The following is a 5,863-nucleotide window of genomic DNA, read 5'->3' as shown; positions in this document are numbered from 1 at the left end:
ATCATGTCTGTCGTTCTCCGCTGGCAGGGCGTCAAGTCAATGATGGCAGATTGCTGGGGTTTTTAGAGGCTCCTTTAAGAAAAAAAAGGTGCTTCCACTTCTCGGGTAAGCGCCGCTTCTCTTGGGATTGGCGACTGTACCCAGTTGCAAAAGCCCTCGATCAGAAGCTTAAGTGAACAGCATTAGGCCTTGCGGCGGGCCTTCTTCGACTCACTTGGCGTTGGCCTGGATGATCTTGCTCGGCTTCTCACCGTGCTGGCGGATCATCCACCACTGAATCAGCAGACCCAGGCCACCGTTGACCACCCAGTACAGCACCAGGCCGGCTGGCATGAAGGCCATCATCACGCCAAACACCAGCGGCATGAACTGCATCATCTTGGCCTGCATCGCGTCCATGCCCGGGGTCGGGGTCAGCTTCTGCGTGGCCCACATGATGGCGATGTTGAGCACCGGCAGGATGAAGTACGGGTCGCGTGCGGTCAGATCCTGGATCCAGCCCAACCATGGCGCCTGACGCAGTTCCACCGATTCCACCAGCACCCAGTACAGCGCGAAGAAGATCGGCATCTGGATCAGCAGCGGCAGGCAGCCACCCATCGGGTTGATCTTTTCCTTCTTGAACAGCTCCATCGTCGCCTGCTGGTACTTCTGGCGATCGTCGCCATAGCGCTCCTTCAGCTGTGCCAGGCGCGGCTGGAAGCGGCGCATCTTGGCACCGGACTTGTACTGCGCCGCAGACAGCGGATACAGCGCCAGGCGCAGCAGCACCACCAGGCCGATGATGGACCAGCCCCAGTTATGCAGGAAACTGTGCAGATGGCTCAGCACCCAGAAAAGGCCCTGGCCGATGATGGCCATGATCGAGAAGCGGCTGTAATCGACTACGCGGTCCAGGCCCTTCACGTTTTCCTTGGCGATCAGGCTGACCAGCTTCGGACCCACCCACAGGCGCGCTTCAGTGGTAGCGGTCTGGCCCGGCGCCACAGTGAAGGCCGGGCCGCGCAGCTCGGCCACGTCACGCGGGCCATCCTGGTTCAACACATACAGCGAGGCCTGATCCTTCTGCGGAATCCACGCGGTGAAGAAGTGGTGCTGCAACAGCGCCACCCAGCCGCCCGTGATCTGGCGATTCAGACCGCCATCGTCCATGTAATCCTTGAACGCGCGACGCTCGTAGCCTTCCTGCGGGCTGTACCAGGTCGCCCCGTTGAAGCTGAAGGAGTCCGGGTTGGTCATGCCGCGGCTGAGGATGGTCGGCACCCGGCTCAGCTTGCGGAACACATAACCGTTCCACGGCGCGCCGCTCTTGTTGATCACCTCGTCCTTGATCGAGATCGCGTAGCGGCCGCGTTCAAGGGTGAAGGTGCGGCGGATCGACACCCCATTGGGGCCAGTCCACACGAACGGCACCACCACGGTGTTCTGCCCCTCGGCCAGTTCGAACGCGGTGCCCGACTGTTCGGCACGGAAGCCGCCCACGCCCGGTACCGGCGAATGTTCGCTGGCCCAACCGCTGGTGGCGTTGTACGGGTGCGCGGCGTCTTCGGTCAACAGGCTGACCGGCGCGGTGCCGTCCTTAGTCTGCGGAAACTGCAGCAGCTCGGCATCCAGCACGCTGCGGCCGTCCAGTTTCAGGCGCAGCACGTCCGAGGTCAGAGTCACCACCGGTGCAGCACCGGCAGCGACCGGCGTCGCGGCAGTCATGCTGGTCGCCGGGGCCGCGCCAGACACGCCCGCCTGAGGGATGGCCTGCGCCGCCGGCACATTGGCCGCCGTCGTGGCTGCATCCAGATCGCGCGCCGCCGGCACCGACTGGGGCGTCGGCACCGCCGGCGCATTGGCGGCCGCCTTGTCCTTGCCCCACTCCATCCACAGCAACGCCGCGACCATCAGCCAGGCAAAAATCAGGAAAACACGGGTCTGGTTCATCGGGCAGCAACTCGCTCAGTCGGAACTACAGTTCCGGCTCTGTCGGGAAAGGGAGGATGAGTGCATCGTGTTGGCGGGCGGCATTGTGCCGGGCGCAGCAGGCAGGGGCAATGCGCCGGCACGGCGCAGCACACGCACAAAGGCGTCGCGAATCTGTGGATTGGTCGCTTTTGCCGCTGCGGAGCGCGCCACGATGACGTAATCGCCACCGGCCAGCTCGGGAAACAGATGCCGCATGGCATCGCGCAACACGCGTTTGATCCGGTTACGTCCGACCGCACGCGTATCGACCTTGCGCGACACCGCCATGCCCAGGCGCGGCGGTGTATCGCCGGTACGCCAGTGCAGGCTAAGCAACGGATCTGAGGTGCGGCGTGCGGTATCGAAGACGACCGTATATTGCGCACGCGTACGAACCCGCGCAGAGCGAGGAAATCGCCTGCACGGGTTCGATGCGTTCACGGTAGGGACTGCCTCGGCCGCAGGGAGCGGCGCGGCAATCAAGCGCTCAGGCGCTTGCGGCCCTTGGCGCGGCGGCGAGCCAGGATCTTGCGGCCGTCGGCAGTTGCCATACGTGCGCGGAAGCCATGGTCGCGTGCTCGCTTGAGGTTGCTGGGTTGGAACGTACGCTTGGTGGCCATGGAGCCCTCTGCATGGATGGAGACGATATATAACAAGAAATTCTATAGCCCCTCTATAGGGCCGGTCAACTCCCCAAATGCTTTACCGCAGCTGAGGCCGCCGGCAGCCTGTGGATGGGCCTGTGAATAAGTCTGGGAAAACCCTGCCCTCGGTGCTAGTCTTGGCCATTCTCTTTTCACTACCGGGCTGCGAGCACGGCGCTTTTTTGCGCGCCGCAGCCAGCAACAGATGATCATACTTTGATGGATGCTTGGCCCCGCTGTCTGGAACGTCTTGAAGCTGAATTCCCGCCCGAGGATGTCCACACCTGGTTGAAACCCCTGCAAGCCGAAGACCGCGGCGACAGCATCGTGCTGTATGCGCCGAATGCCTTCATCGTCGACCAGGTCCGCGAACGCTATCTGCCGCGCATCCGCGAATTGGTGGCGTACTTCGTCGGCAATGGCGACGTGGCGCTTGCCGTCGGCTCGCGCCCCCGTGCTTCCGATCCATTGCCGGCACCGATGCCCGCACCCAGTGCGCCGGCCGCCACTCCGATCTCCCCGTTTGCCGGCAACCTGGATTCGCACTACAACTTCGCCAATTTCGTGGAAGGCCGTAGCAACCAGCTCGGGTTGGCAGCGGCCATCCAGGCTGCGCAGAAGCCTGGCGACCGCGCGCACAACCCGCTGCTGCTGTACGGCAGCACCGGCCTGGGCAAGACCCACCTGATGTTCGCCGCCGGCAATGCGCTGCGCCAGGCCAATCCGGCCGCCAAGGTGATGTATCTGCGTTCGGAGCAGTTCTTCAGCGCGATGATCCGGGCGCTGCAGGACAAGGCGATGGACCAGTTCAAGCGCCAGTTCCAGCAGATCGATGCGCTGCTGATCGACGACATCCAGTTTTTCGCCGGCAAGGACCGCACGCAGGAAGAGTTCTTCCACACCTTCAACGCGCTGTTCGACGGCCGCCAGCAGATTATCCTCACCTGCGATCGCTACCCGCGCGAAGTCGAAGGCCTGGAGCCGCGGCTGAAGTCGCGTCTGGCCTGGGGCCTGTCGGTGGCGATCGACCCGCCCGATTTCGAGACCCGCGCGGCCATCGTGCTGGCCAAGGCGCGCGAGCGCGGCGCCGACATTCCGGACGACGTGGCATTTTTGATCGCCAAGAAGATGCGCTCCAACGTGCGCGACCTGGAAGGCGCGCTCAACACGCTGGTCGCGCGCGCCAACTTCACCGGCCGGGCGATCACCGTTGAATTCGCCCAGGAGACGCTGCGCGACCTGTTGCGCGCCCAGCAGCAGGCGATTGGCATCCCCAACATCCAGAAGACCGTGGCGGACTACTACGGGCTGCAGATGAAGGATCTGCTCTCCAAGCGGCGGACACGCTCGCTGGCACGTCCGCGCCAGGTGGCGATGGCGCTGGCCAAGGAGCTGACAGAACACAGCCTTCCGGAGATCGGCGATGCCTTTGCAGGCCGCGACCACACCACCGTGCTGCATGCCTGTCGGCAGATCCGCACGCTGATGGAAGCCGATGGCAAGTTGCGCGAGGACTGGGAAAAGCTGATTCGCAAGCTCAGCGAATGAGTCGTTGACGCTCTCGGCGAGCTGCTTGGAGAAAAAGCCTGGAAACGTTGGGGTCAAATGCGGGAGAATCTGTGGATAACGTTGCTTCGCGGTTCGAGCAGAAAACTACCCACAGGTTTTACCGCCAGACCAGGGGCACTAGTCCAACGACTTTCAGGCGCTGAAATGTCTTTGAAAACAAATGGTTATGGTGGTTGTCCGCTAAAAACGGCGCTACCATCACTACCAAGATTTTGATTTATTCCATTATCTTTTAAAGCATAGGGGCACGGAACCACATGCGTTTTACACTGCAGCGCGAAGCCTTCCTGAAACCGTTGGCCCAAGTGGTCAATGTGGTCGAACGCCGTCAAACCCTGCCTGTTCTGGCCAACCTGCTGGTGCAGGTGAAGGATGGACAGGTCTCGTTGACCGGCACCGACCTGGAAGTGGAGATGATCTCGCGGACCATGGTGGAAGACGCGCAGGATGGAGAAACCACTATTCCCGCCCGCAAGTTGTTCGACATTCTGCGGGCCCTGCCGGACGGCAGCCGCGTCACCATCTCGCAGGCCGGCGATAAGGTCACCGTGCAGGCAGGACGTAGCCGCTTTACGCTGTCTACGCTGCCTGCCAACGACTTTCCGTCGGTGGACGAGGTTGAAGCCACCGAGCGCGTGTTGGTGCCAGAGGGAGGGCTGAAAGAGCTGATCGAGCGCACCGCATTCGCGATGGCACAGCAGGACGTGCGTTATTATCTCAACGGCTTGCTGTTCGATTTGCGCGAGGGTCTTCTGCGTTGCGTAGCCACCGATGGGCATCGTCTGGCGCTGTGCGAGATGGATCTGGAGAAACCAGGCGGCGCGAAGCGTCAAATCATCGTGCCCCGTAAGGGCGTGACCGAGTTGTTGCGTCTGCTGGAAGCTGCGGACCGCGCGGTCGAGCTGGAAGTCGGCCGCAGCCATATTCGCGTCAAGCGTGGCGATGTGACCTTTACCTCCAAGCTGATCGACGGCCGCTTCCCCGATTACGAGGCTGTGATCCCGATTGGTGCAGACCGTGAGGTCAAGGTCGACCGCGAGGCACTGCGTGCTTCGCTTCAGCGTGCTGCGATTCTGTCGAACGAGAAGTACCGAGGTGTGCGCATGGAAGTCTCGCCGGGTCAGCTGAAGATCAGCGCGCACAACCCGGAGCAGGAAGAAGCGCAAGAAGAGATCGAGGCGGACACCAAGGTCGATGATCTGGCGATCGGCTTCAACGTTAACTACCTGCTCGATGCGCTCTCCGCGTTGCGTGACGTACATGTGGTGATTCAGCTACGCGATGCGAATTCGTCCGCGTTTGTGCGTGAAGCCAGCAGTGAGAAGTCGCGTCATGTGGTGATGCCGCTGCGCCTCTAATATTGCGTTCCACGTGGAACATGAGAAGCCCGGCAGTGCCGAGCTTCTCGTTTTCGGGATAGGAATAGGAACCCTGAAACGGTCGTTTCATAGCACTCTCGAAAAGCACAGCGGCACTGAGTGAGGTGATTGCCTGTCTGATTGCATGGGTTTCCATTTGGGTGGCTTTCCGATGTCGATGGTGCACAACGTTCTTAACTGTGGCTTCCGACCTTGATGATGGGGTTGCGCTAGCGGGATGAGTCGCCCCTGAAGACCTCCAACCACCCAACGACCGCAAGGCCTTGATGTCTGCACCGGCGTGCCAGAACTGCCAGTGTTCGCTACGCTGAAGGCTGG

4 protein-coding genes and 1 pseudogene are annotated in these 5,863 nt (G+C 61.8%); 2 read left to right on the top strand and 3 right to left on the bottom strand.

The window, feature by feature from the left end:
• Positions 1-210: 210 nt before the first annotated feature.
• The 3 genes and pseudogenes from yidC to rpmH form a co-directional block, all read right to left on the bottom strand.
• On the bottom strand, positions 211-1,932 hold the full coding sequence (yidC, locus tag XpopCFBP1817_RS19100; protein WP_128418297.1) for a membrane protein insertase YidC: 1,722 nt from the start codon (positions 1,930-1,932) through the stop codon (positions 211-213).
• A gap of 25 nt (positions 1,933-1,957) precedes the next feature.
• Positions 1,958-2,394 (bottom strand): annotated as a pseudogene (gene rnpA, locus XpopCFBP1817_RS19095) (ribonuclease P protein component).
• A gap of 38 nt (positions 2,395-2,432) precedes the next feature.
• Positions 2,433-2,573 carry a 50S ribosomal protein L34 gene (rpmH, locus tag XpopCFBP1817_RS19090; RefSeq protein ID WP_002805908.1) on the bottom strand — a complete coding sequence of 47 codons (141 nt, stop codon included), beginning with the start codon at positions 2,571-2,573 and terminating at the stop codon, positions 2,433-2,435.
• A 243-nt stretch (positions 2,574-2,816) separates the two neighbouring features.
• On the opposite strand from rpmH, the gene dnaA reads away from it, so the two are divergent.
• Both dnaA and dnaN read left to right on the top strand, forming a co-directional pair.
• Positions 2,817-4,145, top strand: coding sequence for a chromosomal replication initiator protein DnaA (dnaA, locus tag XpopCFBP1817_RS19080; RefSeq protein WP_128418294.1), 1,329 nt, complete (start codon positions 2,817-2,819; stop codon positions 4,143-4,145).
• Between the two features lie 278 nt (positions 4,146-4,423).
• Entirely contained in the window at positions 4,424-5,524 is a 1,101-nt protein-coding gene (gene dnaN, locus XpopCFBP1817_RS19075) for a DNA polymerase III subunit beta (RefSeq protein ID WP_128418293.1), read from the top strand.
• Positions 5,525-5,863: the final 339 nt, after the last annotated feature.

It is taken from the genome of Xanthomonas populi, from assembly GCF_002940065.1.
Taxonomy (GTDB): domain Bacteria; phylum Pseudomonadota; class Gammaproteobacteria; order Xanthomonadales; family Xanthomonadaceae; genus Xanthomonas; species Xanthomonas populi.
The sequence above is the reverse complement of the archived record's forward strand: the minus strand, read 5'-3'. Positions and strand labels throughout refer to the sequence as shown.

Excerpts from the sequence above, each read along its gene's own strand:
- yidC (WP_128418297.1), bottom strand. The coding sequence starts at position 1,932 with ATGAACCAGACCCGTGTTTTCCTGATTTTTGCCTGGCTGATGGTCGCG.
- dnaA (WP_128418294.1), top strand. The coding sequence starts at position 2,817 with ATGGATGCTTGGCCCCGCTGTCTGGAACGTCTTGAAGCTGAATTCCCG.
- dnaN (WP_128418293.1), top strand. The coding sequence starts at position 4,424 with ATGCGTTTTACACTGCAGCGCGAAGCCTTCCTGAAACCGTTGGCCCAA.
- rpmH (WP_002805908.1), bottom strand. The coding sequence starts at position 2,573 with ATGGCCACCAAGCGTACGTTCCAACCCAGCAACCTCAAGCGAGCACGC.